The 25,339-nt window shown below is 70.1% G+C and carries 26 protein-coding genes; 11 read left to right on the forward strand and 15 right to left on the reverse strand.

Translation table 11 applies throughout. The features are described from left to right. Positions 1-33: 33 nt before the first annotated feature. Positions 34-390, reverse strand: coding sequence for a hypothetical protein (locus M1P99_RS09790; RefSeq protein WP_304452343.1), 357 nt, complete (start codon positions 388-390; stop codon positions 34-36). Between the two features lie 939 nt (positions 391-1,329). Between M1P99_RS09790 and M1P99_RS09795 the strand changes: the two genes are divergently transcribed. Further along, on the forward strand, positions 1,330-1,860 hold the full coding sequence (locus tag M1P99_RS09795) for a hypothetical protein (RefSeq protein WP_304452344.1): 531 nt from the start codon (positions 1,330-1,332) through the stop codon (positions 1,858-1,860). Positions 1,861-2,215: 355 nt separating this feature from the next. Here M1P99_RS09795 and M1P99_RS09800 read toward each other — a convergent pair whose 3' ends face one another. The 4 genes from M1P99_RS09800 to M1P99_RS09815 all read right to left on the reverse strand — a co-directional run bounded on the left by M1P99_RS09800 (position 2,216) and on the right by M1P99_RS09815 (position 4,376). Further along, positions 2,216-2,650 carry an ATP-binding protein gene (locus tag M1P99_RS09800; protein WP_304452345.1) on the reverse strand — a complete coding sequence of 145 codons (435 nt, stop codon included), beginning with the start codon at positions 2,648-2,650 and terminating at the stop codon, positions 2,216-2,218. Continuing rightward, on the reverse strand, positions 2,650-3,069 hold the full coding sequence (locus tag M1P99_RS09805) for a hypothetical protein (protein ID WP_304452346.1): 420 nt from the start codon (positions 3,067-3,069) through the stop codon (positions 2,650-2,652). Before M1P99_RS09805 ends, M1P99_RS09800 begins: the two co-directional genes overlap by 1 nt. A gap of 301 nt (positions 3,070-3,370) precedes the next feature. After that, entirely contained in the window at positions 3,371-3,562 is a 192-nt protein-coding gene (locus M1P99_RS09810) for a DUF397 domain-containing protein (protein WP_304452347.1), read from the reverse strand. Beyond that, on the reverse strand, positions 3,555-4,376 hold the full coding sequence (locus M1P99_RS09815) for a helix-turn-helix transcriptional regulator (protein ID WP_304452348.1): 822 nt from the start codon (positions 4,374-4,376) through the stop codon (positions 3,555-3,557). The genes M1P99_RS09810 and M1P99_RS09815 overlap by 8 nt, the downstream gene beginning before the upstream one ends. Before the next feature lie 164 nt (positions 4,377-4,540). Between M1P99_RS09815 and M1P99_RS09820 the strand changes: the two genes are divergently transcribed. The 4 genes from M1P99_RS09820 (at position 4,541) to M1P99_RS09835 (ending at position 7,594) form a co-directional block, all read left to right on the forward strand. Next, positions 4,541-5,224 (forward strand): ATP-binding protein, encoded by a 684-nt coding sequence (locus M1P99_RS09820; protein WP_304452349.1) that lies wholly within the window; start codon positions 4,541-4,543, stop codon positions 5,222-5,224. Positions 5,225-5,321: 97 nt separating this feature from the next. Then, positions 5,322-6,251 carry an AEC family transporter gene (locus M1P99_RS09825; protein ID WP_304452350.1) on the forward strand — a complete coding sequence of 310 codons (930 nt, stop codon included), beginning with the start codon at positions 5,322-5,324 and terminating at the stop codon, positions 6,249-6,251. Between the two features lie 177 nt (positions 6,252-6,428). After that, positions 6,429-6,863: a hypothetical protein gene (locus tag M1P99_RS09830; RefSeq protein WP_304452351.1), complete on the forward strand. Its 435-nt coding sequence runs from the start codon at positions 6,429-6,431 to the stop codon at positions 6,861-6,863. Positions 6,864-6,976: 113 nt separating this feature from the next. Beyond that, positions 6,977-7,594 carry a DsbA family protein gene (locus M1P99_RS09835; RefSeq protein ID WP_304452352.1) on the forward strand — a complete coding sequence of 206 codons (618 nt, stop codon included), beginning with the start codon at positions 6,977-6,979 and terminating at the stop codon, positions 7,592-7,594. A gap of 601 nt (positions 7,595-8,195) precedes the next feature. On the opposite strand, the gene M1P99_RS09840 is transcribed toward M1P99_RS09835, so the two are convergent. The 4 genes from M1P99_RS09840 to M1P99_RS09855 all read right to left on the reverse strand — a co-directional run bounded on the left by M1P99_RS09840 (position 8,196) and on the right by M1P99_RS09855 (position 12,817). Further along, positions 8,196-9,632: a dihydrolipoamide acetyltransferase family protein gene (locus tag M1P99_RS09840; RefSeq protein WP_304452353.1), complete on the reverse strand. Its 1,437-nt coding sequence runs from the start codon at positions 9,630-9,632 to the stop codon at positions 8,196-8,198. Between the two features lie 22 nt (positions 9,633-9,654). Next, complete coding sequence (locus M1P99_RS09845) at positions 9,655-10,635, reverse strand: alpha-ketoacid dehydrogenase subunit beta (RefSeq protein ID WP_304452354.1); 981 nt, start codon at positions 10,633-10,635, stop codon at positions 9,655-9,657. Between the two features lie 3 nt (positions 10,636-10,638). After that, complete coding sequence (gene pdhA / locus M1P99_RS09850) at positions 10,639-11,754, reverse strand: pyruvate dehydrogenase (acetyl-transferring) E1 component subunit alpha (protein ID WP_304452355.1); 1,116 nt, start codon at positions 11,752-11,754, stop codon at positions 10,639-10,641. 436 nt (positions 11,755-12,190) lie between these two features. Then, a complete protein-coding gene (locus tag M1P99_RS09855) occupies positions 12,191-12,817 on the reverse strand; it encodes a sigma-70 family RNA polymerase sigma factor (protein ID WP_304452356.1) in 627 nt (208 codons plus the stop codon). A gap of 343 nt (positions 12,818-13,160) precedes the next feature. Here M1P99_RS09855 and purS point away from each other — a divergent pair, with 343 nt between their 5' ends. The 5 genes from purS to purL all read left to right on the forward strand — a co-directional run bounded on the left by purS (position 13,161) and on the right by purL (position 18,191). Continuing rightward, entirely contained in the window at positions 13,161-13,406 is a 246-nt protein-coding gene (purS, locus tag M1P99_RS09860; protein WP_121181362.1) for a phosphoribosylformylglycinamidine synthase subunit PurS, read from the forward strand. A gap of 142 nt (positions 13,407-13,548) precedes the next feature. Beyond that, complete coding sequence (locus tag M1P99_RS09865) at positions 13,549-14,022, forward strand: ATP-binding protein (RefSeq protein ID WP_304452357.1); 474 nt, start codon at positions 13,549-13,551, stop codon at positions 14,020-14,022. Positions 14,023-14,573: 551 nt separating this feature from the next. After that, positions 14,574-15,269 carry a phosphoribosylformylglycinamidine synthase subunit PurQ gene (purQ, locus tag M1P99_RS09870; RefSeq protein WP_304452358.1) on the forward strand — a complete coding sequence of 232 codons (696 nt, stop codon included), beginning with the start codon at positions 14,574-14,576 and terminating at the stop codon, positions 15,267-15,269. Between the two features lie 30 nt (positions 15,270-15,299). Beyond that, positions 15,300-15,824 carry a hypothetical protein gene (locus tag M1P99_RS09875; RefSeq protein WP_304452359.1) on the forward strand — a complete coding sequence of 175 codons (525 nt, stop codon included), beginning with the start codon at positions 15,300-15,302 and terminating at the stop codon, positions 15,822-15,824. A gap of 72 nt (positions 15,825-15,896) precedes the next feature. Further along, the gene (gene purL / locus M1P99_RS09880; RefSeq protein ID WP_304452360.1) at positions 15,897-18,191 is read left to right on the forward strand and encodes a phosphoribosylformylglycinamidine synthase subunit PurL; all 2,295 of its coding nucleotides are present in this window, start codon (positions 15,897-15,899) and stop codon (positions 18,189-18,191) included. Positions 18,192-18,260: 69 nt separating this feature from the next. Here purL and M1P99_RS09885 read toward each other — a convergent pair whose 3' ends face one another. Both M1P99_RS09885 and M1P99_RS09890 read right to left on the reverse strand, forming a co-directional pair. Next, positions 18,261-18,668 carry a type II toxin-antitoxin system VapC family toxin gene (locus M1P99_RS09885; RefSeq protein WP_304452361.1) on the reverse strand — a complete coding sequence of 136 codons (408 nt, stop codon included), beginning with the start codon at positions 18,666-18,668 and terminating at the stop codon, positions 18,261-18,263. Further along, positions 18,668-18,988, reverse strand: a complete 321-nt coding sequence (locus tag M1P99_RS09890) for a type II toxin-antitoxin system Phd/YefM family antitoxin (RefSeq protein WP_304452362.1) — start codon at positions 18,986-18,988, stop codon at positions 18,668-18,670. The genes M1P99_RS09885 and M1P99_RS09890 overlap by 1 nt, the downstream gene beginning before the upstream one ends. Before the next feature lie 161 nt (positions 18,989-19,149). Between M1P99_RS09890 and M1P99_RS09895 the strand changes: the two genes are divergently transcribed. Continuing rightward, positions 19,150-19,389, forward strand: coding sequence for a hypothetical protein (locus M1P99_RS09895; RefSeq protein ID WP_304452363.1), 240 nt, complete (start codon positions 19,150-19,152; stop codon positions 19,387-19,389). 79 nt (positions 19,390-19,468) lie between these two features. On the opposite strand, the gene M1P99_RS09900 is transcribed toward M1P99_RS09895, so the two are convergent. The 4 genes from M1P99_RS09900 to M1P99_RS09915 are packed head-to-tail and all read right to left on the reverse strand — an operon-like array spanning position 19,469 to position 25,244. Then, positions 19,469-20,431 (reverse strand): ABC transporter substrate-binding protein, encoded by a 963-nt coding sequence (locus M1P99_RS09900; RefSeq protein WP_304455646.1) that lies wholly within the window; start codon positions 20,429-20,431, stop codon positions 19,469-19,471. Between the two features lie 4 nt (positions 20,432-20,435). Beyond that, entirely contained in the window at positions 20,436-22,412 is a 1,977-nt protein-coding gene (locus M1P99_RS09905; RefSeq protein WP_304452364.1) for a proline/glycine betaine ABC transporter permease, read from the reverse strand. 1 nt (position 22,413) lies between these two features. Beyond that, entirely contained in the window at positions 22,414-23,679 is a 1,266-nt protein-coding gene (locus M1P99_RS09910; protein WP_304452365.1) for a glycine betaine/L-proline ABC transporter ATP-binding protein, read from the reverse strand. Next, positions 23,676-25,244 carry a GMC family oxidoreductase gene (locus M1P99_RS09915; protein ID WP_304452366.1) on the reverse strand — a complete coding sequence of 523 codons (1,569 nt, stop codon included), beginning with the start codon at positions 25,242-25,244 and terminating at the stop codon, positions 23,676-23,678. Before M1P99_RS09915 ends, M1P99_RS09910 begins: the two co-directional genes overlap by 4 nt. Positions 25,245-25,339: the final 95 nt, after the last annotated feature.

Consider the following 25,339-nt stretch of genomic DNA (forward strand, 5'->3'; position numbering starts at 1 on the left):
CTATGATTATTGGATGGATTTCATCGTGACAGTTCAGAAATCGTTTATAGAACGCGAGAGAATCGGTGAGCTCGACGTTGCCCGATAGTCGGCGGATGCATCACTATCAGTGCGGTCTCCTTCCGATGCTGCTGACTGGATGTTCTCGGCGAGGGTGACAGCATGTGATTTGACATCCTCCATGTGTTCCTCCTGAACGGAACCAAATGATGCCCAACCAGTCACCCCAGGCGGATTTCTCATTGCGAAAGAAACATTCGTGATGGCATCCGCCCAGTCCTGCGGAAGATCACGAAGCCGAGATGCCGCTTCTAGGGATGCATCTCCGCCCGCGTAAGCATCGGTTGGGTTCATTCCTACTGGTGACACAGTTGCTCCTACCACTTTCATCGAACACTCCTCGGAACGGATTGTCATTCCGTTGCGGGCATGCGTCGCGCACGCTTGCATCCGCTGCCTTGTACAGGACGGACGCAGGCATAGTGACCCGAAGTGGAGTAACCCTCTTATTGCCGAAGGTCAAGGACACTATAGCTCCAGGGCCTTCAGGGGAGCAGCCATCCCCGAGCTTGCGAGGCAAGACTGCTGTGGCCACTTCCGGTCAGTAAGAGCTACACGCCTGACGTGACTGGGGTCACGATGCACGGCCCTGGTCAAGCGGCAACCAGAAGGGACCAAACGTGGCCGCCTGTTTCGTCACCGACGTGCATCGTTCCATTCTGAGTCCGAAGGGATCTCGTATTCCTGCGGCGCCCTGCGCTGACATCGACCTGGGGGACGTTGCCGGGCTACCAAGGCTGGAAAACTCTCGCTCGTGTTCCGTTCAGGATCGGTGCAACGTCATGATGGCGAAGGGCGCTACGGTCACCAGTGATGATGGCTGCGTCGAGGACGTGCTTGAGGCGGCACGGAAGAGCTTGCGTCCTCACCACATCGACCCTTGGTTCCGGGAGAGGCACATACGGACCTGACCAGGCGTATTCGTCTGAGGCGGCTCCGCCACATTCGAACCGAAGGCACCAGACCGACCGGCTCGGGCCGGGTTCGCCTTCGCGCCGTAGGTTTGGATATGGCAGCAGAACTGGCGAGCAGGTAGCGCGAGGGCGGCCGAGACGGGCCCGACCAGTCGTGAAGGCGTCGAGCAGAAGCAGGCTGTGGGACCCACCTGGCCCCTGAGCTTCGCTTGGTCAGCCACTGTGGCCGCACACCCCTGTTCTCCCGAGCCGCTGTCACCCGCCAGCGTGTGGGAGTCGGCATGCCCGTCGTTACATTGCTTGGCCTTGGCTGCCTACGATCCCTCACCCTGGGGCGCTTGGGTCGAAGGCGAGAGTGCACGAGGAGGAGATCTCGGGGGACGTCGAGGAGCTGGGTGCCTTCGACGTTGAGTTGGCGACCGATGGCTTGTTCGACCTGCCGCCCGAGCCGCAGTTGGACGCCGTGATGCGTTCGGACACCGACGGCGAGGTGCTCTGGTACACGGAGCATCTGTTCTCCTGCGGTGACTCGACGGTGGATCGGGCCGACCGGCCGGTGGTCTTCGCCGGGGCGATGGTGGTACGGGCGGTGTGTGGTTCGGGGGAAGCACAGTTGACCCGCTTGGACCCGAGTGATGGTGCTGTTCTGTGGTCGATGACCTGCCAGGACAGCGACTTCCTCGTGGCGGACGGAGGCGTCCGACAGGTGGGAGCGCTGCTGGCCATCGACGATGGAGCGCCGGATGATGAGCCCGAAGAAGGTACACAGTACGCCGAGGCCGTGGTCATCGAACCGACTTCCGGTGAGCTCATGGGTGATGGGGTCGAACTGGCGGAAGGGCAGTTCCTGTCCAGGACCGTGGGCAGGGATACCTGCTGTCGGTGAGATCGGGACCTGACCCGTCCTTCAGCTTCGAGTTGCGTGGATTCGATGGTGAGACCGTGTTGGCCACGGGCGAACAAGCGGTTCGCAGTGGGGAGCAGGAGATGCCGTTGCGATCCCCCTTCCGAGGATCGTGGCGGGCGCGGTCCGGGCCCCTGCTCGTCAGAGCAGTATGGACTTCCTCGGTGATGACCGGTTCGTGCCGGTACCCGGTGCTGTGGTGCTGGTCGAGTGGCCAGAAGAGCAGGGTGACGGAGTCACGATCCTGGGGTTCCAGTGACGAATCCACCGAGCCCGGGCCATGGTCGCCTTCCGATGAGGAACTGCTCCGTCGTACCCGGTGGGGAGAGCGGGCGCGTCAGGGGACGGCGAAGCGGGCGGTGATCCAGGTTCCCAGGCGGGCGGCGCGGGGGTAGGCGAAGTGGCCCCAAGTGGTCGCGAGGTGGTCGAGCAGGAGGAGGCCGCGCTGGCCTTCGGCCCAGTTCCACGCGTCCGGGGTGCGCTTCGGGATGTGCGGGACGGTGGGGCCGCCCGGGTCGCCGACGACGAGGGTGAGGGTGCGCGGGTCGCGCTGGGAGAGGACCAGGCGGATGCGGTCCGGCTCGGCGTCGGCGTACTTGACGGAGTTGGCGAAGAGCTCGCTGGCGCAGAGCTGGACGGTGTCGACCAGGTCGGGTGAGAAGCCGGTGAGGTCGGTGGCGATGTCGGCGCGGACCCGGCGGAGCTGGGCGAGGTCGCTGCGGTAGTCGTGGTAGGCCCAGGTGCGGACCGGCACGGGTGCGGTGGTGTCCATCAGGCCGCCACCGCCTGGCGGTTCTGCTGGGCGACCCACTGGCGGGTGACGCGGCGCAGGTCGGCGAGGTCGTCCGGGGCGGGGGCGAGGAGGTCGCCGGGCGGCGCCGGGGTGGTCCAGCGGTGCAGGCGGGCCTGGGCCTCGGCCTGGACGCGGTCGCGCTCGTCCTCGAAGGCCCGGTAGTAGCCGCGCACGAGGGCGGTGTCGTCGGCCGGGATGTGCGCGCGGGGAGGGGTGAGGGGCGCTGCGGGGCGCGGGGCTCGCGCTGCCGGCGGGGCCGGGAGAGGCGTGTAACGGCGGACGCGGGTGGAGCGTCGCCGGCGCAGGACGGCGGCGCTGTGGCGGCCGCGCGCCGGGGTGAGGAGGGCTTCGAGGAAGCCCAGGGCGCGGTTGAGGACGGCATGGATAGACTGAGCCATGTCGGCAATTTCCTTTGGTTAAAAGGGTTGAGGTTGCTGGCCACGGCCCCGGGCGCAAACGAGCGTCGCGGGGCCTCCGCTTGTGGAGGTTTGGAAAAAGACTAGGGGGTGGGGAGAGGGGGCGGCGACAATACCGGAGAGTAATATCTGACGGCGGACTGTTGCCGCAGGTAGGGGCCGAAGGAAGAACATTCGGAACCTGGAGTTCCCGGAATTGATTTGTCCGGGTTGGTGGCTTTTCTGGAGATATGCAAAACGGCTGCCGGGAGGACCGGTCAGCCGTTGTGTGGGAGGGACGTGCTCAGTCGCGGGACCGCTTCACGCCGTCCAGGAACGTCGTCCAGGCGTCCGCGGAGTACTCGATGTGGCCCAGCGGGCGGTTCTGGGTGTCCCGGACCAGCACACGATCCCCTTCCGAAACCTCCACACAGCTGCCTTCGCCGGAGCTGTAGCTGCTCGTGTGCCATCTGCGCCGACCGTGATGTCTACTCATCGATGCTCTTCCTGATCGTCCTGACCAGCTCCACGGTGGCGTCCAGCGACAGGGCGTCGGCCTGGAGGAAACCGAAGATGGTCATGCGCTGCTGTACCTTCTCCAGATCATCCATGAGCACCTCCCCGCCCGCGTACTCGGCGGAGGCCAGGGCCGGTGCGTCGGGGAAGGTGTAGATCCGGAATGCACCCGCCGAACCCGGGTGGCGCTGCGGCTCCGACGGCATGCTCTGGAAGCGCAGCCGCCCCTCCTCCACCAGGGCGAGCAGGCTGTCCAACTGGCCCGCCATGATCTGGCGGTCGCCCATCACGCGGTTGAGTACCGAGGCCTCCACCACCATGGAGACCAGCGGAGGGTGGTCCTTGTAGAGGATGTCCTGGCGCTGCATGCGGGACTCGACCATGCGCGTGACCTCGGCCGGCGAACGCCAGGGCAGGGAGTCCTGGATCGCCACACGGGCATAGTCCGGGGTCTGGATCAGCCCCGGGAACAGCAGGCACTGGTACTCGCGCAGCTCGGACACCTTGCGCTCGATACCGGGCACCCGCTCGTACCACTCGGGCAGCTGCTTGGGCGCGTTCGCGTTCCTCCACACCCTGTGGAAGCGCCCGTTGGCGTCGAGCGCCGCGTCGAGCCTGAGCGCCTGGTCCTCGGTCATGCCCCGCTTTCCGTGTTCCCACGCGGAGATATGCGCCGGAACGACGTTGATGTCCGGTGCGAGTTGGGCCTGTTTCAATCCCTTTCTCTGCCGGAGCGCCGTGAGTTCCTCACCGACCCGCCGCCACTTGGCCTTGCCGCGCTTGTCCATGCGCATCGTTCCTCAACCGAGAAATGACCGGGAAAACCATTGTCCGTCGATCCCGAGACCCCGCGCAACCGGAATCGGCATTCCGTCGCCACCCCTGTTCATTCACTGGCACGGCGCTCTGACCCGCTCCAAGGTGTTGACCAGCCGGAAGACCCGGATGGGAGCAGAGGATGGGATCAGTGGTCCGCATGGAGACGTTCAGGCACGGCACGGGGCACGACCGGCACGGGGACGTCCCCCCGGTGCTGCCGCGCAGGTCACGCGATCCGCGCGACTGCGCGCCGATCGTGGTCGACCGCCGGCCGGAGGCCAGGGGGCACGCCATGGTCGTGGCGGGTGTGCCCGAGGAGGCCCGGATGCTGCGCTACCGCCTCGGCTCTCTGTCGGGCCTGCCGGGCGAGAGGCGCCACCGGCTGCGCCTGCTGGCCGGGGAGCTGTTCACCAACGCGATCACGCACACGCGCAGCGGCCGCCCCGGCGGACTGGTGACCGTCACCGTCTTCCGGCTGCCGGGCCGGGCCCAGGTCAAGGTGACCGACGAGGGCCCGCTGGACGACGAGGCGGCCACGCCCTGCGTCCGGCCGCGCGATCCGGAGCGGGCGGGCGGGCTGGGCCTGCGGCTGGTCGCCCTGGAGGCCGACCGGTGGGGCGTGGTGCACGAGGGACACCGGACCACCGTGTGGTTCGAGATCGACCGGGAGGGCCCGCCCAGCCCGCCCGGTCCGCCCCGTCCTGACGGTCCGCCCGGACCGAACGGAGCGTCCGACGCGCTCGGGGCGCTCCGCGCTCCGCGCTCCGGACGCCGGACGCCGGAGGCCCGCGCGACACCGGTGACCGACTGGTCCCGGATGTGATCCGATCCTCCGATATGTGACCCACACCGTGTCGCCCCGACCCGGTCTTGGATAGCGTTTTCAGGGTCTGACCAGAGCTTTTGTCGGGGGGCGCCCCTTGTCCGGGGTCATCATCGGGTTCGGTGTCATCACGAGCGTCGTCGTCATCGGCTACATGCTCGGCCGACTGCCGATCCTCGGTCCGGGCGCCAAGGAGGTCCTCACCAAGCTGGCGTTCTACGTGGCCAGCCCGGCACTGCTCTTCACCATCCTGGCCGACGCGGACCTGTCGGTCCTGGTGTCCGCCCCCGTCCTGGTGACCGTGCTCAGCGTCGCCGCGGTGGCGGCCGTCTTCGTGACGTTCGGCCTGGTCCGGCGCTGGGGCGTCGGCCGGACCACGGTGGGCGCCCTCTCGTCCGGCTACGTCAACGCGGGCAACCTGGGTATCCCGATCGCCTCCTACGTGCTGGGCGACGCCTCCATGGTCGCGCCCGTCCTGCTGCTCCAGCTGCTGGTGATCACCCCGGTCAGTCTCACGATCCTGGACCTGCACACCGGCGACGTGCACGGTCTCGGCCCGGTGCTGCGGCGGGCGGTGGGCACGCCGGTCCGCAACCCCGTGGTGATCGGCTCTCTGGCGGGCGTGGCCGTCTCCGCGTCGGGCTGGGTCCCGCCCGCGCCGCTGATGGAGCCGTTCGAGCTGATCGGCGGCATGGCGGTCCCCGCGATGCTGCTGGCGTTCGGAATCTCCCTGCACGGCAGCGGCATGCCCGGACGCGGTCCCGAGCGGGGACCGGTGCTGCTGGCGGTCGCGCTGAAGTCGGTCGTGCAGCCGTTGGCGGCCTGGTTCCTGGGCGCGCTGGTGTTCGGTCTGGACGGCACCGCCCTGTTCGCGGTCGTGGTGCTGGCCGCCCTGCCGACCGCCCAGAACGTCTTCAACTACGCCACGCTGTTCCGAACGTCGGAGGTGATGGTGCGGGAGGTCGTTCTGATGACCACGTTCCTCACGATCCCCGTCCTGTTCACCGCCACCTTCCTGCTCGGGTGACTCCCAGCCCCGCGTGACGCTGACACCGGTCGACCGACCCAGGTGTCCTGACGCCCCTGCCGCCCCTGACGCCCGCTCAATCCCATCCGCCCCATGAACCCCATCGGCCCGACAAACCCCACCAGCAAAGGAATCGGTCACCCGGCAGGAACGGTCGCGCACGCGTACCCTCCCCCTATGGGACACCGCCACCCGAGCCAGTTGAAGAACCCCGACATCGCCCATGCCCGTGCCCGATGGCTGCTGCGGGCCGAACTGGCCGGATGCGAGGAGTGCAGATCCGAGGGTGACCGGGACGCGCTGGCCGACCTGACCGAGGGCGGTGTGTTCGACTCCCTGCTGACCGGCTTCATCCTCGCCCGCGTCCCCCAGTGGTTCACTCCCGGGCACCCGCAGACGTATCCGGCGACGGCCCACGGCCTCGCGCCGGTGGACGAGCGGGACTTCTGGCACTCCCCGACCCAGGACTGCCTGCGCGTGTGCACGGTCGACAAGCGCGGCAAGGACGTCGACACGCGGCCCGCGCTCCGGGCGCTGCGGCTCATGCCGTCGGTCCACCGGACACTGGTGCTCGACGACGTCATCGACGGCCTCTCCGAGTCCGAGGTCTAGAGCGCCCCGACAGAAAATCCACACGCGGGGAAATATCTGACCAGTCAGAAGATGTTGAGTCTGAGTGCATCGTCCGCACCCGGCGGGCACCACACCGACGCGAGGTTCTCCCCATGCAGCTCGTCTACGTCTTCGACGCCTACTGCGGCTGGTCCTACGGCTTCTCCGGCACGCTGAAGGAGGTCACCGAGAGGCACCCCGGCCTTCCGGTGCAGGTGGTCTCGGGCGGCCTGTTCACCGGCGAGCGGCGGCCCTCCCTCGGTCGGCTCGACTTCATCCCGAGCGCCAACGCCAAGGTCACCGAGCTGACCGGGGCGGAGTTCGGCGAGGGTTTCGACCGCCTCTTCGCCGAGGGCTCGTTCGTCCTGGACTCCGGACTCGCCGCGCGTGGCGTGGCCGCCCTGCGCCAGGCCGCCCCCGAGCGGGCCGCGGAACTGGCCGCGGCACTCCAGCGCGCCTTCTACGTCGACGGAAGGGACCTGGGCGACTCCGAGACGTACCGGGTGGTGGCGGAGGAGGCCGGTCTCGACGCCGACGCGGTCGTCGCCGCCTTCGAGTCGCCGGAGGCGCGGGCCGCCGCCGAAGCCGACTTCCGGCGCGCCGCCGAGCTGGGCGTCTCCTCCTACCCCACGCTGATCGCGGTCGAGGACGGCCGTGCCACCCTGCTCGCCCGCGGACACGCCTCCGCCGACGAGGTGGACGCGCGCCTGACGGCCCTCCAGTCCTCCTGACCGCCTACGCCCGGCTCCCGGCCCCCGGTAGCGGGTCATCGGACCGCGGTCTCCCGACACGGGTCGGCCCGCCTCCGGACGGACGAGGCGGGACCGGTCTCCGGGCCACCCGGTGTGCTCGGCACCCGGTGTGCCACGCACACGCTGTGCTCGGCACGGGCTCAGCCGACGAGACCGCCGATCCCTGTGACCAGTACGAACCAGGGCGGGCCCGGTAGCCGCTGCGCCAGGAACCGACCGCACAATCTCCTCGCGAGCAAGGTAGTCGCGTCATGTGTCGGTAAAACTCGCACAGGGAACACTGACTGTCAGGGACCCGCCCCCTCCCCCTTGCGGGGCGGGTCCTCCGCACGCCCACGGCGGCCGACCGGGCACGCTGACGGCCCCCGGACCGCCCTTCGGCCTCGGTCTCAGCCCTCCGGCGAGCCGGTCGCCCGTCCGCCGAAGCCCGTACCGACGGCCCCCGACCGCCCCGGGCACAGGTGAAGGGCCGGTGCCCTCCGCGCTCACGCGTCGGGCACCGGCCCCCTGTGCCCAGCTCCCCGTGGGAGCCCCGGCCTTGCGTCGTCGGGCCGGGGCGGTCAATCCCGGCCCACGGCCGTCAGCCCCAGGCCAGCGCGGTCAGCTCCGGGTCCTCCAACGCGGTGCCGATGTCGCGCAGCACCTTGGACCCCAGCTCGCCGTCGACGAGGCGGTGGTCGAAGGACAGCGACAGCGTGGTCACCTTGCGGACCGCGAGCTCACCCTCGTGCACCCACGGCATGTCCCGGATCTGCCCGAAGGCGAGGATCGCGGCCTCGCCCCGATTGATGATCGGGGTGCCCGCGTCCACGCCGAACACGCCGACGTTGGTGATGGTGATGGTCCCCTGCGACATGTCCGCCGGGCTGGTCTTGCCCGCGCGGGCGGTGTCGGTGAGGGCCTTGAGGCTCGCCGCGAGCTCGGGCAGGGTCTGGGCGTCGGCGTCCTTGATGTTGGGCACCACCAGACCGCGCTCGGTGGCCGCGGCGATCCCCAGGTTCACGTAGTCCTTGACCACGATCTCCTGGTTGTCCTCGTCCCAGGAGGCGTTGACCTCCGGGTTGCGCCGGATCGCCATGAGCAGCGCCTTGGCCACCAGCAGCAGCGGGGACACCTTGACGTCGGCGAAGTCCGGACGGGCGCGCAGCCGCGCGACCGCCTCCATGGTCTTCGTGACGTCCACCTGGAGGAACTCGGTGACGTGCGGCGCGGTGAACGCGCTGCCCACCATCGCGGCGGCGGTGTGCTTGCGCACGCCCTTGATGGGCACGCGGCGCTCACGGGCCGACCGGTCGGACACGGCCGCGGGCGCGGCCTGCGGCGCGGCCTCGGCGGCCTCGGCGGGCGCCTGGGCCGCGTCGGCGGCGGCCCGGACGTCCTCGCGCGTGACGATCCCGCCGGAACCGGTGGGTGTCACCGTCGCCAGGTCCACTCCCAGGTCCCGGGCGAGTTTGCGGACCGGCGGCTTGGCCAGCGGACGGCCCGACGCCGGTGCGGGAGCCGCGGGCGCGGCCACCACAGCCGGTGTGGCGGGCTCCGCCGCGGGCTTGGGACGCTCGGGCGCCGCGGTGGGCGCGGGCGGTGAGGCCGGGCCCGAGGGCGTCGGCCTGCGGCGGGCGCGGCGCTGTGTGGAGGACGCCTTCTCGCCGTAGCCGACCAGCGGCTTCTCCCGCTGCTCGGCCTCCTCCTCGGCCGGGGCCGCGCCGGAGGCCGAACCGCTGTCGCCGGCCGGACCGTCACCACCGGACCCGTCGTCCACGGTGATGATCACCGTGCCGACGTCGACCGTCTGGCCCTCCTCCACGAGCAGTTCGCGGACGGTCCCGGCGTACGGGCTCGGCAGCTCGACCACGGCCTTGGCCGTCTCGATCTCGCAGATGTTCTGGTTGACGACGATCTCGTCGCCCGGCTGCACGAACCAGGTGAGCAGCTCGGCATCGACCAGGCCCTCGCCGACGTCGGGCAGTCTGAACTCCCGCACGCCGCCCGTGGACGGCGCGCTCTTCTGAATCCCCATGTTGTTCGGTTTCCCCGATCCCCTAGTACGCGAACGCCCGGTCCACACCGTCCAGAACGCGGTCAAGATCCGGAAGGTAGTGCTCCTCCAGACGAGACTGCGGATACGGCGTGTCGAATGCGGCAACACGGATCACCGGCGATTCCAGGTGGTAGAAGCACTCCTCCGTGACACGGGCGGCGATCTCACCACCGGGGCCGCCGCTGAGCGGCGCCTCGTGCGCGATCACCAGGCGACCGGTGCGCTTGACCGACTCCACGATGGTCGGGTAGTCGACCGGCGACAGCGAGCGCAGGTCCACCACCTCGATGGAGTGGTCGGTGTCGGCCTCGGCCGCCTGGAGGGCGGTCTTGACCATCGGACCGTACGCCAGGAGCGTGGCGTCCGTGCCGTGGCGCGCCACACGGGCGGCGCCCATCGGGGTCGCCTCCTCGATGGGGGCGGCGGTGTCGACCTCGGCCTTCTCGTAGTAGCGCCGCTTGGGCTCGAGGAAGATGACGGGGTCGTCGGAGCGGATGGCCTGCTGGATCATCCAGTAGGCGTCCTCGGGGTTGGCGACGGTGACCACCCGCAGGCCCGCGGTGTGCGTGAAGTACGCCTCCGGGGACTCGCTGTGGTGCTCCACCGCGCCGATGCCGCCGCCGTAGGGGATGCGCATGACGATGGGCATGCTGAGCTTGCCCGCCGAGCGGCGGCGCATCTTGGCCAGCTGGGTGAAGGTCTGGTTGGCGGCCGGGAAGAAGAAGCCGTCGAACTGGATCTCGACCACCGGGCGGTAGCCGCGCATGGCCATGCCGATGGCCGTGCCGACGATCCCCGACTCCGCGAGGGGTGTGTCGATGACGCGGTCGGCGCCGAAGTCCTTGTACAGGCCGTCGGTGACCCGGAAGACGCCGCCGAGCTTGCCGACGTCCTCGCCCATGACCAGGACCTTGGGGTCGTGCTCCATGGACGCGCGCAGGCCCGCGTTGATGGCCTTGCCGATCGTGAGGTTGGTTCCCATGGCCTAACGGCCCCCTTCCGCGCCGACGCCCTCGAACGAGGCGAGGTACTCGGCGAACTCGGACCGCTGCCGGTCGATCTGGACGTTGGGCTCGGCGTAGACCTCGTGGAAGATGTCCAGCGGCTCGGGGTCGGGCAGGGCACGGCACTCGGTGCGGACCTGCTCGCCGATGGCCTCGGCCTCGGTGTCCACGGACGCGAAGAACGCGTCGTCGGCCAGCCCGTTGTTCTCCAGGTACCGGCGCACCCGCAGGATCGGGTCCTTGGCCTTCCACTCGTCGAGCTCGGCCGACGCGCGGTAGCGGCTGGGGTCGTCGTTGGTGGTGTGGGCGCCCATCCGGTAGGTGAACGCCTCCACGAGCGTGGGGCCGTTGCCCTCGCGGGCGTTGTTCAGCGCGGCGCGCGTGACGGCCAGGCAGGCCAGGACGTCGTTGCCGTCCACGCGCACGCCCGGGAAGCCGAAGCCGGCGGCCCGCTTGTAGATGGGCACGCGGGACTGGCGCTCGGTCGACTCGGAGATGGCCCACTGGTTGTTCTGGCAGAAGAAGACCACCGGGGCGTTGTTGACCGAGGCGAAGTTGAACGCCTCGTTGGTGTCGCCCTGGCTGGTGGCCCCGTCGCCGAAGTAGGAGATGACGGCCGTGCCGTCCTCGCCGACGGCGCCGTCGCGCTGGACGCCCATGGCGTAGCCGGTGGCGTGCAGCGCCTGGCTGCCGATGACGATCGTGTACAGGTGGAATCCGTGCTCGTGCGGGTCCCAACCGCCGTTGGTGACTCCGCGGAACATGCCGAGCAGTTCCTTGGGAGCGATGCCGCGGCACCAGGCGACGCCGTGCTCGCGGTAGGACGGGAAGGCCATGTCGCGCTCGCCGAGCGCACGGCCGGAGCCGATCTGGGCGGCCTCCTGGCCGAGCAGGGACGCCCACAGTCCCAGTTCGCCCTGACGCTGCAGGGAGACGGCTTCGCTGTCGACCCTGCGCACCAGGACCAGGTCCCGGTACAGCGCGCGGATCTCCTCCGCGCTGATGTCAAGGGGGTAGTCGGGATGCCCCGTCAGTTCCCCTTCTGGTGTCAGGAGCTGGATGAGCTCCGGCTCCTCGTGCGCGGTGGTATCCGACACGTCGCTCCTCGGGTACTCGGGGCCGAATTCGCGTTGGTGAACGCTGATCGGCCGGATCACGGTCCGCCCACCCGGGGGTGGTGGGTGGAGGCGGACAGCCCTCACCACATCGTGACAGACCTCACTATGGGGAGCGCAAGCCCCCAGCGTCACCTTTTAACTTGTCGGCCCCATGATCCACGACGTTCGGCCAGCCCGTTTACCAGGGCTTCCTAGCAGATACAAGGACTTCCAACTACTTTCCGGCAACGAGTGCGGCCGGTCGGTGCGGACGGGTCGGCGCTCGCTCCCGAGCGACGGGGAGCGCTACCGCGGGGCCGCGCCACGGCGGCCTGTGACCTGGAGCCCTCGGCCCGCGGGGCTCCGGGGACACCCGCGGCCGGAAGCGCCGCCGGGGCGACGCGCAGCACGGCGGGTATCCGCCACTCACGCCGCCCTAAGTGGCCGCTGTGTCGGCGGGGACGCGCATCCCGCGCTCCCGGCCGTAGTCGGCGAGCATCTCGCGGAGCTGGCGGCGGGCCCGGTGCAGTCGCGACATCACGGTCCCCAGCGGGGTGCCCATGCGCGCGGCGACCTCCTTGTAGGCGTAGCCCTCGATGTCCACGAGGTAGATGACCTCCTGGAACTCCTCGGGCAGCCGGGCCAGCGCCTGCTTGATGTCGGAGTCGGGCAGGTGGTCGAGGACCTCGTTCTCGGCCGAGCGCATGCCGGAGGACGTGTGCGCCTCCGCGGCGGCGAGCTGCCAGTCCTTGATCTCGTCGGTGGTCTCCTGGCGCGGTTCGCGCTGCTTCTTGCGGTAACCGTTGATAAAAGTGTTGGTCAAGATCCGGTAGAGCCACGCACGTAGGTTCGTGCCGGCTCGGAACTGGTGGAAATTGGCGAAGGCCTTAGCGAACGTCTCCTGGACGAGGTCTTCTGCGTCGGCCGGGTTGCGGGTCATCCGCAGGGCCGTGGGATAGAGCTGGTCGGCGAACGGTGTGACCGCGGTGGCGAAGTCGAGCGTCTGCTCGCCGCCACGGGTCTCACCGGTCGTGGAGGTCTGGTCCAATTCGATAGTCGCCAAGATTCCCCCTCGGGACGACCGGACGATCACTTCCACCCTGTTAGACGCCGCCGCACGCTTCCAATGATGACAGCTATCCGAGTGATTCGAGTCACGAACGTACCGAAAGCGTCGCCAGTCCCGTTAAGTGTCGGGTAAAGAAGCCGGATCCGGCCGCGGCTGCCGCACCGGCGCCCGCCCCTCGGCCCCCGCAGGCGGTGTCGGCCGCTCCCTGCCACTCCCGGCGGCGCCGGACCGCGCCGTGTCGTACGCTTACGTCGCCCCCTCCGACCAGTCAGGAGTGGCGCCCGCCCGTTCCGTGGCAGGCGAGTCCGGCATACCCCGTTTTCTTGTGGAGGACCCTGTGGCCCGCGTCGTGGTTGACGTCATGCTCAAGCCGGAGATCCTGGACCCCCAGGGCCAGGCGATCGCCGGGGCCTGCTCCCGACTGGGCTTCGAGGGGGTCGCTCAGGTCCGCCAGGGCAAGCGCTTCGAGGTCGAGGTCGAGGGAGAGGTCGACGACGCCAAGCTGGCCGACGTCCGCCGCCTGGCCGAGACCGTCCTGGCCAACACCGTGATCGAGGACTTCGAGGTCCGCGTCGACTCCTGAGCCTCCCACCCGGGCCACCGGTGCCAGGTTTTCGCAGCCGTGTCCTCTAGCGGACACGGCTGTTCGTTTTGCCCCATCCGGGGTCGGGAAGGCTTCCTACAGCGACAGACGATCACGACAACGGAGCACGCGAGGTGCATGCATGGACGCCGCTTTCTCGCTCTCCCTCCCTCGTCAGGCGTACACGGTCGCCGTCGTCCGCGACGTCCTCGGCACCCTCCTGCACCGCGCGGGCCTGTGCCGGGAGTGCGTGGACGACGTCCTACTGGCCTCCTCCGAGGCCTGCGCGAACGCGGTCGAGTACGGAACTCCCGCCCGCGAATACGTGGTCGAGGCCGATCTCGACGACGACTGGTGCGAACTGCGCGTGTCCCATCCGGGACGAGCGCCGGACGACTCCGAGCTCGCCGCTCGATTCACCCGTGAACGCCCGCCCCTCCCCGGCTTCGAAGCAGAGTCGGGCAGGGGCATTCTCTTGATGCGCTACCTGATGGACGAGGTCGCCTTCCGTGGCGAGCCGCGGACCACGGTGCTGCTGCGCAAGCACATCACCCGGTGCGACCGTCCGTCCATGGACGGCCACCGGGTCCCGGAGATGCGATACGCGGCTCTCTGACCGCCGGGAACAGGCCCGGCCGCCCTCCCCCGCACCCGGACCCGCCACACCTCGCGTACCGTCCGCGCGAGGTGTGGCGTTCGCCCGCACCCGGGGTGACGCGCGCCACGACCGCTGTCGGGACGCACACCCCAGACCCGCCGCCGGGGCTCCGCGTTGGGATGATCCTCCAAGGCAGGCCCTCCGACCGGGGGTGACCGTCGTACCCGACTACAGGTGAGCGGGTACGCTGCGGAGTGCGGACGCGCCGTCGACCGGGCGTGTTCCGTGGAGTCGGCAACGCCTCCACGGCGCGCGACCACAGGACGGGCTAGGGCGTGTTCTGTGGGTACCGTCCGTCGCGAGCGGAGCATCCAGTGGTGCTCTCACCAGGCCGAAGAAGGAGTCAGGGTGGTTCCCCTGTCGACTGATGAGAACGCAGTGAGAGTGCCGCCGGGGCGACGCGCAGCAGGCCGGGTATCCGCAGAACACGCCCTAGGCACCGATGTCTCCCTGCCGAACAACCGATGCCTCCCCCGCCCGCGGGGGATGCGCCTTCCCGGAGTGTGCTCATGACAGCCCGTGTGGGTGTCGTTACCTTCCCAGGCTCCCTCGACGACAAGGACGCCGCGCGCGCCGTCGCGCTGGCCGGCGCCGAGCCCGTCGCCCTCTGGCACGCCGACGCCGACCTCAAGGGCGTGGACGCGGTCGTCCTGCCCGGCGGGTTCTCCTACGGCGACTACCTGCGCTGCGGCGCCATCGCCCGGTTCGCGCCCCTGATGTCCGAACTGGTCCCGGCCGCCCGCTCGGGCGCCCTGCCGGTCCTGGGCATCTGCAACGGCTTCCAGATCCTGTGCGAGAGCCACCTGCTGCCCGGCGCCCTCACCCGCAACTCCTCGCTGCGGTTCGTCAACCGCGACCAGGTGCTGCGTGTGGAGAACGCCTCCACCGCGTGGACCAACGCCTACACCGAGGGCCAGGAGATCCTGGTGGTACTCAAGAGCGGCGAGGGCAGCTACGTCGCCGACGAGGCCACCCTGGACGAGCTGGAGTCCTCCGGCCGGGTCGTGGTCCGCTACGTCGGCGACGACCCCAACGGGTCGCGCCGCGGTATCGCCGGCATCACCAACGAGCACGGCAACGTCGTCGGCCTGATGCCGCACCCCGAACACGCGGTCGAGGCCCTGACCGGCCCCTCCACCGAGGGACTCGGGTTCTTCACCTCGATCCTCGCCCGACTGGCCGCCGGTACGCCGGTGCGCGCCTGACCCGCACCTCGACTGGGGGACGATCCGATGATGGCACTGCTGCGCTCGCGACGGACGATGGCGGTCCTGGTGGGGGTGGTCGTCGTCGGCCTCATCGTGTCGGCCGCCGCCGGCCTCTTCCAGGCGTTCGCGACCGCCCCGGCGGTACCGCCCCTGGAGCAGGCGCAGGGGCAGCAGGGCGCGCCCGGACCCCGGCCCGAGGAGCCGCCCGCGGCCTCGGCGCTCGGCGAGGCCCCGGACGGCCTGAGCTACTCCTCCGGTGAGAACGACGTGTACTGCGAGGAGCTGGAGTGCGTCCGGCTCGTGCGCGTGCTCACCGAGGACGGCGAGCCCACCGGGGACACCGAGGCGACCGTTCAGGACGTCTACGACCACCTCCTGGCCGACGACTGGCTGATCATGCTCCCCGAGGGCGTGGAGTCACCCGACGACGTGCCGCTCAACCAGACCGTCCTGACCGACCAGGAGGTCATGGTCGCCGACTCCTCCCAGCACGAGGACGACGAGACCCCGGCGGTACTGATGGTCGCCGACTCCACCCGGTCGGGCTCCTGACCACGACCTTCCGCGCCGGTCGGCGGACGCCACGGCCCGGCTCACAACCGCACATCCCGAACGGAACCACGCATGTCTGAAGTCCCCGGTCCCGACACCGTCGCCGCGGCGCACAGCAGCCCGGACACGCCACAGCCGTACGCCGAACTGGGCATGGCCAAGGACGAGTACGAGCGGGTCCGAGAGATCCTCGGCCGTCGGCCCACGTCCGCCGAACTGGCGATCTACTCGGTCATGTGGAGCGAGCACTGCTCCTACAAGTCGTCCAAGGTGCACCTGCGCCAGTTCGGCGAGAAGGCCCCGGAGAACGACGCCCTGCTCGTGGGCATGGGTGAGAACGCGGGCGTCGTGGACGTCGGCGACGGCCGCGCCGTGACGTTCAAGATCGAGTCGCACAACCACCCGTCCTACGTGGAGCCGCACCAGGGCGCCGCCACGGGTGTGGGCGGCATCGTCCGCGACATCCTCACCATGGGCGCGCGGCCGGTCGCGGTCATGGACGCGCTGCGCTTCGGCCCGGCCGACGCCGACGACACCAAGCGGGTGCTGCCCGGCGTGGTCTCGGGCATCTCGTTCTACGGCAACTGCCTGGGCCTGCCCAACATCGGCGGCGAGATCGGCTTCGGTGCCGGCTACATCGGCAACCCGCTGGTCAACGCCCTGTGCGTGGGCGTGATGAAGCACGAGGACATCAAGCTGGCGCAGGCGCCCGGCCCGGGCAACAAGGTGGTGCTGTTCGGCGCCACCACCGGCCCGGACGGCATCGGCGGCGCCTCGGTGCTGGCCAGCGCCACGTTCGACGACGAGTCGCACGCCAAGCGGCCCAGCGTGCAGGTCGGCGACCCGTTCATGGAGAAGCTGCTCATCGAGTGCAGCCTGGAGCTGTTCGCCGAGGACATGGTCGTGGGCATCCAGGACCTGGGCGCGGCGGGCGTGTCCTGCGCGACCACCGAGCTGGCGGCGGGCGGCACCGGCGGCATGCGCATCCAGCTCGACCGGGTGCCGCTGCGCGACCACACGCTCACTCCCGAGGAGATCCTCATGAGTGAGTCGCAGGAGCGCATGATGGCGATCGTCGAGCCCGCCAAGATGGCCGACTTCCTCGCCGTGTGCGAGAAGTGGCAGATCCTGGCCACGGAGATCGGCGAGGTCACCGACGTCACGCCCGAGGAGGCCGAGCGCGGCGGCCGCCTGGTGATGACCTGGCACGGCGAGACCGTCGTGGACATGCCGCCGCGGACCGCCTCCGACGAGGGCCCGGTCTACGAGCGCCCGTACGCGCGTCCGGCGGCACAGGACGCGCTGCAGGCCGACGACGCGGGGGCGCTGCCGCGGCCGGCCGACGACGTCGAGCTGCGCGAGCAGGTGCTGCGCGTGCTGGGCGCGCCGGGCGTGGGCGACCCCACGTGGGTCACCCGGCAGTACGACAGCTACGTGCGCGGCGACACCGTGGTGTCGGCGCCGCACGACTCCGGGATGATCCGCATCGCGGACGACTCCCACCGGGGCGTGGCGCTGGCCACGGACGGCAACGGCCGCTACACCCGGCTGGACCCGTACACGGGCACCCAGCTGGCGTACGCGGAGGCGTTCCGCAACGTGGCGGCCACGGGCGCCCGACCGCTGGCGGTCACCAACTGCCTCAACTTCGGTTCGCCGGAGGACGCGGGTGTGATGTGGCAGTTCGCCGAGTCCACCCGGGGCCTGGCCGACGCCTGCCTGCAGCTCGGGACGCCGGTGACCGGCGGCAACGTGAGCTTCTACAACCAGACCGGGGACGTGGCGATCAACCCGACGCCCGTCATCGGCGTGCTGGGCGTCATCGACGACGTGCGTACGCGGCTGCGCAGCGCGTTCGACTCCGACGGCGACCGGGTGTTCCTGCTCGGCGAGACCCGCGAGGAGTTCGGCGGTTCGGCGTGGGCGGACGTGGTGCACGGCCACCTGGGCGGCGTACCGCCGCGGGTGGACCTGGCCGCGGAGGCAGCCCTGGGCGAGGTGCTGGCCACCGCCGCCGACCGCGGTCTGGCCGCCGCCGCGCACGACCTGTCCGACGGCGGCCTGGCGGTCGCGCTCGCCGAGTCGGCGCTGCGCGGCGGGCTGGGCCTGCGGGTGTCGGTGGAGGGTGACGCGTTCACCGCCCTGTTCAGCGAGTCCGCCGCCCGCGCCGTGGTCGCGGTGCGCCCGGGCCGGGAGGAGGCCTTCCTGGCGCTGGCCGCCGACCACGGTGTTCCGGTCACGGAGATCGGCACGGTGGGCGGCGACGCCCTGGCGGTCACCCACCCGGGCGGTGCGGTGCGGATCCCGCTGGAGGAGCTGCGGACGGCCTACGAGTCCGCGCTGCCCGCCCTGATGGACGGCGTGTAGGCCCCGGCGGGACCTGATCGTCCGGAGCGGGGGTGCCCAGTGGGGCGCCCCCGCTCCTCGTACGCGGTCTCAGGCCCCGGGAGCGGCGACCGGGAGACCCGCCGACTCGGCCGCGTCCGCCAGCCGCTTGTCGTAGGTGACGAAGCAGCTCAGCGCGGATCCCAGTCCGAGAGCGCTGGAGACGTGCAGGGCGTCAAGTGACCTGAGGCGTGTTCCCGGAGCCAGGCCCCCCGCGGTGTCGAAGACTTCGGCGGGCATACGCAGCTGCGCGACCTTGGCCAACCAGGCCCATGACCTCACCATGGTCGCCCGCTCCGCACCGATCGCGTGCAAAGCCCTGGGGAGCTCGGTCCTCGTCAGATAATTCGTGATCAGGCGGGCATCTGCTCGCTCGTCGAGCCAGGTGTCCAACGCCGCGGACTCGACCTCGTCCTTGAAGAGTTTGAGCGCGGCACAGGTGTCAAGGTAAATGAACATCAGGTGCCGTGGTCCTCTTCTCGCAGCTCCGCCAAGGCGTCCGTGGCCAGGCGCGTACCAGGCGGCGACGACTCGCGTGGCATGCCCGCCGATTCACCCGCGGTCGGCAGAGCATCCAGGTCACGCGGGTCCAACAGGCCGCGGTCGACCGCGCTCATGACCGCTTCCTCTGCCGGATCTGGCGGAAGAACACGGCCGACGGTCTCACCATGTCTGGTCACTGTGAACGACTCCCCGTGTCTAGCCCGGTCAAAGACGTCTGCGGCGTTCCGCTGAAGCTCACGAATCGAGATCCGGTGGGTCCTCACCTCTGTGTCCATGCGACCCAGGGTACGCCACTCCGATCCATGTGTCAGGCAAAGAGTACAAACTGACAGACACACTGACTTCCGTGTCAGTCGCAGTCGGGAGCCGGGCGGGGCGGGTAGGGGAAGGACACGGGGAGCGGTAGGACCGGGGACGACGCGAAGGAGGGGACGCCATGCGACGGGGCAGGCTGAAGGGGCCGCTGGGCAGCCACGAACGGCCGGCGAGCGCGCTCGGGTTCCGGATGGTCCTGGCCGTGTTCGGGGCCCTGGTCCTGCTGGGCGGCACGGTGGCCGCGATGGTGTGGACCGGGGAGACCTGGTTGGCCGTCCTGTTGGGGGCGGGGTTCCTGGCCGCGTGCGCGAACGTGTTCTGGGTGAGCCGCCGGCTGCGCTACGAGCGCCCACGGCACTGACTCCGGCGGGCCGGGCCCGAAGCACGGCGCCGGGCCGGGGAGCGGTCTCCCCGGCCCGGCGCGGCCGGACGGATACGGATCAGCCCGCGGGCTCGAAGCCCTCGGGAATCCACGGCCGCCAGACGTCCGGGTTCTCCTCCACCCAGACCTCGGCCGCGTCCGTCGGGTCCATGCCCTCGTCGGCGATCATCTGCGCCACCCGGTTCTGGTCCGCGTTGGTCCACGTCCAGTTGTCGAGGAACCGGTAGGCGGGGTCCCCCGTCTCCACGAACCCGGCCCGGAAGATCTTGTTCAGCTCGTAGGCCGGGTAGTCGCAGGGGACGGACGACAGGTCGTCGGCGCACCCCTCCTCGTAGTCGGGGAAGTCCACCCGGACCAGGTCGAGTTCCTCCTGGAGCCACTGCGGGTCGTAGAAGTAGAAGAGCACCGGCTCCTCGTTCGCGTACCGCCGCCGGACCTCGGTGATCTGTGAGGCCTCCGAACCGGCGTAGACGATCTCCAGATCCAGGTCGAACGCGTTGATCATCCCCTGGTCCTGGGTCACGAACCCGGGCGCGCCGCCCAGGAACTCGCCCCTGTCGCCGGTCTCGGCGGTCCGGAACAGGTCGGTGTGCTCCTTGAGGCCCTCCACGGTGGTGATCTCCGGGTACTCCTCCTGCAGGTAGGCGGGGACGTACCAGCCGATCACCCCCTCGTTGCCGTTGGGGCCGCCGTCGACCACGGTGCCGTTGCCCTCGGGGCCGTAGAGCTCCATGAGGTCCTCGTGACCCCAGTTCTCCACGATCACGTCCAGCACGCCCTGGTCCAGGGCCTGCCACGACGGCTGCTCGGACACCCGCATGAGCTGGACCTCGTAGCCCATCTCCTCACGCAGGATGTACGCGAGCACCTCGGCGCTGGCCTCGTAGCCGACCCACCCGTTCAGGGCGATGCGCACGGTGTTCGGGTCCCGCGCGATCTGGTCGGTGCGCACCGCGCACGAACTGACCATCACCAGCGCCAGCCCGACCGCCAGCAGCCGGACCAGGGCACCCTTCCTCATGAACCTAGGCACGGGGTGCCCTCCTTCCCTGCGTCACACGGTCCAGGAACAGGCCCAGGCACACGATCGCCAGGCCGGAGGCCAGACCCAGGCCGAGCTCGTTCTGCGCCAGGCCGAACACGACGTCGAAGCCGAGCGATCCGGCGCCGACCAGCGCGCCCATGACGACCATGGACAGCACGAGGATGATCCCCTGGTTGACGGCCAGCAGCAGCGAGCCGCGGGCCATCGGCAGCTCCACCTTGCTGAGCAGCTGCCACCGGGTGGACCCCTGCGACAGCGCCGCCTCCTTGGTCGGCGCCGGAACCCCGCGGATCCCGTCGTTGACCAGCCGGATGACCGGCGGGAGCGCGAAGATGACCGCGGCCACCAGCGCCGGGACACGGCCGATGGTGAACAGCGCGACCGCCGGGATCAGGTAGACGAACGGCGGCAGGGTCTGCATGGCGTCGAGGATCGGCCGCAGGATGGTCGCGAACACGTCGCTGCGCGACATCAGTACGCCGACCACCACGCCCAGTGCGACGGTGACCAACGAGGCCACGAGGACCTGGGACAGCGTGTCCATGGCGTTGACCCACACGCCCAGGAGCCCGATGACCACGAACGACGCTCCCGAGACGAGCGCCGCGCGCCACCCGGAGAAGATCCACCCCAGGGCCGTGGCCACGATGACCACCAGCCACCAGGGCGACCCGGTCAGCAGTTCGCTGAGCGGGCTGAGGACCCAGGTGAGCGTCCATTCGGACAGGGTGGCGGTGAACGCTCCGATGGCCGCCTGCACGGCGTCGTAGAAGGCGTTCACCGGCGCGCTCAGGTCCACGGACAGCTCGCGCGGCCAGCCGCGCGCGCCCATGGCCCGCGCCACGGTGACCACGACGATCACCGCGATCAGCCCCGCTCCCAGGACCGGGAGCTGGAACCGGGGCGCGATGTTCGGGGTGTGCGCCCCGTGGCCCACGGCACCCGTCACCCGGTCCATCGCGATCGCCAGCATGACGATCGCCAGGCCGGCCTGGAACGCCTCGCCGACGTTGACCTTGGACAGTGCCTGGTAGATCGCGTCACCGAGACCGCCCGCGCCGATGACCGACGCGATGACGACCATGGAGACCGCGAGCATGATGGTCTGGTTGACGCCCAGCAGGATGGTGCGCTTGGCCATGGGCAGCTGCACCTTGGTGAGGACCTGCCAGGGCGTCGAGCCGAGCGACGTCGTCGCCTCCACCGCGCCCTTGGGCACCTCGCGGATGCCCAGCGCCGTGATGCGCACGGCGGGCGGGATCGCGTAGACCGCCGTCACCACGGCCGCCGCCGGGTTGCCGATGCCGAACAGCAGCACGAACGGCAGCAGGTAGGCGAACGCGGGCATGATCTGCATGAAGTCCAGGACCGGGCGGATCCCCCGGTAGAACACCTCGCTGCGGCCGGCCAGGATGCCCAGCGGGATGCCGAACACCAGCGCGATGAGCACCGACGTGATGATCAGCGCCAGCGTGGTCATCGACTCGTTCCACAGCCCGGTCAGCGCGAACACCGCGAAGGTGACCAGGACCAGCAGGGCCACCCGCCATCCGGCGACGCGCCAGGCGCCCAGGACGCCGATGGCCGTGACGCCGGCCCAGGTGAGCAGGTCCAGGACGCGGTTGATCAGGACGACCGCGGAGCCCAGGCCCACCGAGACGTAGTTGAAGCCGTACAGGAACAGCGGGCTGTCGTTGCGGTTCGCCACGATCCAGGCGTAGACGCCGTCGAGCCAGGCCATGAAGCGGTCGCCGATGCCGGTCGGGAACGGGCCCGCCCAGGCGGGGGAGCCCAGGGACCGGAACACGAGGTACCCGATCACGAGCACCGCGATCGCGGCCAGCGCCTGCAGCCACCGGTTGGTCAGGACCGTGACCAGCCCGCCGGACGCACGGGGCCCCGCGGCGCCTCCGACCTCTCCGGACCCGCCGGTGGCGGGTCGGGTCAGCGCGGCCATGTCACCCACCGTCCCCGGTCGGAGCCGGACCACCGTGGCCGGTGGGGTTCGCCGAACCGCTCGGCGCGGTCCCGCGCGCCCCGCCCCCCTGCGGGCCCGTCGACCCGCCGGGCCCGCCGGTGGAGAGCTCGGCGGGGTCGGTGGACTCGTCCGACAGCTCCCCGACGGTCTCCTCGATGGCCACGGCCACCTCGTTCTCGGAGAGCTGGTCCTCGGCGATGGCGCGGAGCACGTCGTCGCGGCCCACGTAGCCGAGGAGGGTGTCGCCCTCCACGACCCGCACGGGCGCGGTGCTCGCCGCGAGCATCGGCAGGACCTCCGCGAGCACCGTGCCCGGCTCGGTGACCGGGCCGTCCGTGCGCTCCCCGGGGTAGGCGTCGCGCACCAGCCACCGCGCGGTCAGCACGGTCGTGCGCGCGACGTCGGACGTGAAGTCGGCGACGTAGGCGTTGGCCGGCCGGCCCACCACCTCCTCCGGGGTGCCGACCTGGACGAGTTCGCCGTCGCGCATGATGGCGATGCGGTCGCCCAGCTTCAGGGCCTCCTGCAGGTCGTGGGTGATGAACACCGACGTCTTGTTCAGCTCGCGCTGGAGCCGGGAGACCTCGGCCTGCATGTCGCGGCGGATCAGCGGGTCGAGCGCACTGAACGGCTCGTCGAACATCAGCACCTCGGGGTCGACGGCCAGCGCGCGGGCCAGGCCCACCCGCTGCTGCATGCCGCCGCTCAGCTCACCGGGCCGCGCGTTCTCGTAGCCGGACAGGCCGACCATCTCGATCATCTCGCCCGCGCGGGCGTAGCGCTCGGCGCGGCCCATGCCGCGCACCTCCAGGCCGTAGGCCACGTTGTCGACGATGCGGCGGTTCGGCAGCAGGCCGAAGTGCTGGAACACCATGGCCATCTTGTGGCGGCGCAGCTCGCGCAGGCGCTGCTGGGTGGCCTCGCCGATGTCCTCACCGTCGAGCAGCACCTGCCCGGCCGTGGGTTCGATGAGGCGGCTCAGGCAGCGGATCAGCGTCGACTTGCCGGAGCCGGACAGGCCCATGACGACGAAGATCTCACCGGGGTGGACGTCGAAGGACACGTCCCGCACGGCGACGGTGCAGCCGGTCTCCTCCTTGATCCGGTCCCGGTCGGCCGTCTCCAGCTCCGTGCCGATGACCTTGTCGGCGTTCTTGCCGAAGATCTTCCAGAGGTTGCGGACGGAGAAGGTGACGTCGGTGTCACCCCCGGGCGACCCCTGCTCCTGGACGGTCTGTGTGCTCATCGAGTGGCCTCCTGGAGGTGGTCCTCGCGGATCAGGTCGGCCGCGCGCTCACCGAGCGCGAGCACCATCACCATCGGGTTGGGCGTGGGCAGGGTCGGGAACACCGAGGCGTCGGCCACGCGCAGGCCCCGCAGCCCGCGGACGCGCAGACGGGGGTCCACGACGGCGTCGCCGTCCTCGGCTCCGCCCATCCGGCAGGTACCCGCCGGGTGGTACACGGTGTGCGCGGCGCGGCGGCCGTACTCCGACAGTTCCTCGTCGGACCGCACCTGCGGTCCGGGCGCGACCTCGCGCTTGATCCACGAGCGGAACGGTTCGGTCTCGGCGACCCGTCGGGCGATCTTCAGACCGTCCACGATGGTCTGCTCGTCGTAGCCGTCGGGGTCGGTGAAGTAGCGGAAGTCCAGCGCGGGCTTGGCCTCGGGGTCGCTGCTGGTCAGGTAGAGCTTGCCGCGCGAGCGGGACCGGGGGATGTTCGGCGTCATGCAGACCGCGTAGCCGTCCTCCGGCGAGTCGTAGCCCAGCCGCTTCGTGTTGTCGTCGAAGGGGATCTGGTAGATGTGGAACATCAGGTCCGGGCGCGGGTCGCCGTCGTCGCGGCGGACGAACAGCGCCGCGTCGGAGTCCATCACGGTCTCCTGCGGCACCGGCCGGTCGGTCTCCCACATGATGATGGACTCGGGGTGGTCGAGGAGGTTCTCGCCGACGCCGGGCAGGTCGTGGCGGGCCTCGATGCCCAGCTCGCGCAGCTCCCCGGCGTTGCCCACACCGGAGAGCATGAGCAGTCGGGGGCTGTCGACCGCGCCCGCGGACAGCACGACTTCGCGCCGGGCGTTGACCGTGACGCGTCGGCCGTCCTTCGTCGTGGCGCTGACCCCCGTGGCGCGGTCGCCGTCGAACTCGATCCGGTCCACCCACGTCTCCAGCATGACCGTGAGGTTGCTCCGCACGTCCATGATCGGGTGGAGGTAGGCGACCGACGCCGAGGACCGGTATCCGGTGTAGGGGTCGTAGGCGATGGAGAGGAAGCCCGCGCCGCCGGAGAAGCCGCCGCCGTGCGAGGTCAGGGCGTTGAAGTCGGCGACGACCGGGACGTCGGCGGCCTCGGCGGCCGAGGCCACCCAGTCCTTGACCATCGCGTTGCGGTCCTTCTCCGCGACCGGAACGATGTTGCACTTGATCCGGTCGGCGTAGGACTGGACGGTGGCGTTGTCCCAGCCCTCGGCACCCGCGGCCACCCAGTCGTCCAGGTCCTCGGCGAAGGGCCGGAAGCTGATGAGGGTGTTGTGCGACGAGCATCCGCCGAGCACGCGGGCGCGCGAGTGCAGGATGTGCGAGTTGCCGCGCGGCTGCTCGACGGTGGTGTAGCCGTAGTCGAGGTCGCTGTCCAGAACGCTCAACCAGTCGCGCAGGCGGAGGACGTTCTCGTGGTCGCGGTCGTCCGGACCGCCCTCGATGAGGCACACGGTGGTGCCGGGGTCCTCCGTCAGCCGGTTGGCGATGACGGAGCCCGCTGTGCCACCACCCACGATGACGTAGTCGTAGGTGGCCTGGGTGTCGGACACGGCCTGTTCCTCTCGTTGTTGCTGAGTCGGGGATAGCCCGGGGGGAAACCGACCTCTGCTGTGTTCTCGTGTGTTCGGGGAGTGAGCGGACGTGG

The sequence above is a fragment of the Nocardiopsis sp. YSL2 genome, assembly GCF_030555055.1.
Taxonomy (GTDB): Bacteria; Actinomycetota; Actinomycetes; order Streptosporangiales; family Streptosporangiaceae; genus Nocardiopsis.

Excerpts from the sequence above, each read along its gene's own strand:
- M1P99_RS09790 (WP_304452343.1), bottom strand. The coding sequence starts at position 390 with ATGAAAGTGGTAGGAGCAACTGTGTCACCAGTAGGAATGAACCCAACC.
- M1P99_RS09800 (WP_304452345.1), bottom strand. The coding sequence starts at position 2,650 with ATGGACACCACCGCACCCGTGCCGGTCCGCACCTGGGCCTACCACGAC.
- M1P99_RS09805 (WP_304452346.1), bottom strand. The coding sequence starts at position 3,069 with ATGGCTCAGTCTATCCATGCCGTCCTCAACCGCGCCCTGGGCTTCCTC.
- M1P99_RS09810 (WP_304452347.1), bottom strand. The coding sequence starts at position 3,562 with ATGAGTAGACATCACGGTCGGCGCAGATGGCACACGAGCAGCTACAGC.
- M1P99_RS09815 (WP_304452348.1), bottom strand. The coding sequence starts at position 4,376 with ATGCGCATGGACAAGCGCGGCAAGGCCAAGTGGCGGCGGGTCGGTGAG.
- M1P99_RS09820 (WP_304452349.1), top strand. The coding sequence starts at position 4,541 with ATGGGATCAGTGGTCCGCATGGAGACGTTCAGGCACGGCACGGGGCAC.
- M1P99_RS09830 (WP_304452351.1), top strand. The coding sequence starts at position 6,429 with ATGGGACACCGCCACCCGAGCCAGTTGAAGAACCCCGACATCGCCCAT.
- M1P99_RS09835 (WP_304452352.1), top strand. The coding sequence starts at position 6,977 with ATGCAGCTCGTCTACGTCTTCGACGCCTACTGCGGCTGGTCCTACGGC.
- M1P99_RS09840 (WP_304452353.1), bottom strand. The coding sequence starts at position 9,632 with ATGGGGATTCAGAAGAGCGCGCCGTCCACGGGCGGCGTGCGGGAGTTC.
- M1P99_RS09845 (WP_304452354.1), bottom strand. The coding sequence starts at position 10,635 with ATGGGAACCAACCTCACGATCGGCAAGGCCATCAACGCGGGCCTGCGC.
- M1P99_RS09865 (WP_304452357.1), top strand. The coding sequence starts at position 13,549 with ATGGACGCCGCTTTCTCGCTCTCCCTCCCTCGTCAGGCGTACACGGTC.
- purQ (WP_304452358.1), top strand. The coding sequence starts at position 14,574 with ATGACAGCCCGTGTGGGTGTCGTTACCTTCCCAGGCTCCCTCGACGAC.
- M1P99_RS09875 (WP_304452359.1), top strand. The coding sequence starts at position 15,300 with ATGGCACTGCTGCGCTCGCGACGGACGATGGCGGTCCTGGTGGGGGTG.
- purL (WP_304452360.1), top strand. The coding sequence starts at position 15,897 with ATGTCTGAAGTCCCCGGTCCCGACACCGTCGCCGCGGCGCACAGCAGC.
- M1P99_RS09885 (WP_304452361.1), bottom strand. The coding sequence starts at position 18,668 with ATGTTCATTTACCTTGACACCTGTGCCGCGCTCAAACTCTTCAAGGAC.
- M1P99_RS09890 (WP_304452362.1), bottom strand. The coding sequence starts at position 18,988 with ATGGACACAGAGGTGAGGACCCACCGGATCTCGATTCGTGAGCTTCAG.
- M1P99_RS09895 (WP_304452363.1), top strand. The coding sequence starts at position 19,150 with ATGCGACGGGGCAGGCTGAAGGGGCCGCTGGGCAGCCACGAACGGCCG.
- M1P99_RS09900 (WP_304455646.1), bottom strand. The coding sequence starts at position 20,431 with ATGAGGAAGGGTGCCCTGGTCCGGCTGCTGGCGGTCGGGCTGGCGCTG.
- M1P99_RS09905 (WP_304452364.1), bottom strand. The coding sequence starts at position 22,412 with ATGGCCGCGCTGACCCGACCCGCCACCGGCGGGTCCGGAGAGGTCGGA.
- M1P99_RS09910 (WP_304452365.1), bottom strand. The coding sequence starts at position 23,679 with ATGAGCACACAGACCGTCCAGGAGCAGGGGTCGCCCGGGGGTGACACC.